Below are 815 nucleotides of genomic sequence, written 5' to 3'. Positions count from 1 at the left end.
ACCCTTGCCTTCAGCTAACACTTCCCCTTGCCGGGTGTGTAGAGGACTTTCACCTCCAAGTCGCCAGGCTCACCACCACAGTGAACCCGACAGCGCCAGTCACGGCGCTACGCGCCATGCCTGGCGCGCCAAAAAAAAACGCGGCCGGAGCCGCGTTGCGATAGGAACCTTGCGCTCGGTTCGAGGGGGGTTACAGCAGAAGCGGCGCAGGTCCCTGCACATGACGTGCGTAGCAAAATAAACCGGCGCGCTGGAGCTCACACGCCGGGGCCCTCATCAGAAGAATCCGAGTGGATTGATGTCGTAGCTGATCAGCAGGTTCTTGGTCTGCTGATAGTGGTCGAGCATCATCTTGTGGGTTTCACGGCCGACGCCGGACTTCTTGTAGCCACCGAACGCCGCGTGCGCCGGGTACAGGTGGTAGCAGTTGGTCCACACGCGACCGGCCTTGATGCCACGACCCATGCGGTAGGCACGGTTGATGTCGCGGGTCCAGACGCCGGCACCCAGGCCGAACTCGGTGTCGTTGGCAATCGCCAGGGCTTCGGCTTCGTCCTTGAAGGTCGCCACACCGACCACGGGTCCGAAGATTTCTTCCTGGAACACACGCATCTTGTTGTGACCCTTGATCAGGGTCGGCTGCACGTAGTAACCGGAGGCCAGGCCGCCTTCGAGCTTCTCGGCGGCACCGCCGGTGAGGATCTGTGCGCCTTCCTGCTGAGCGATCTCCATGTAGGAAAGGATCTTGTCGAACTGCTGCTCGGACGCCTGGGCGCCAACCATGGTGTCGGTATCCAGCGGGTTGCCACGCTTGA

1 protein-coding gene is annotated in these 815 nt (G+C 61.7%); it reads right to left on the bottom strand.

Annotation, left to right across the window (positions count from 1 at the left end; all coding sequences use genetic code 11):
* Nucleotides 1–276: 276 nt before the first annotated feature.
* Nucleotides 277–815: aldehyde dehydrogenase family protein (locus IEG05_RS23120; RefSeq protein ID WP_191122783.1), on the bottom strand; the 539-nt coding region annotated here is incomplete at its 5' end.

This window comes from Stutzerimonas kunmingensis (assembly GCF_014764705.1).
In the GTDB taxonomy this organism is placed as follows: domain Bacteria; phylum Pseudomonadota; class Gammaproteobacteria; order Pseudomonadales; family Pseudomonadaceae; genus Stutzerimonas.
Note: the sequence above shows the minus strand (reverse complement) of the source record. Positions and strands in the feature narration are given on the sequence as shown.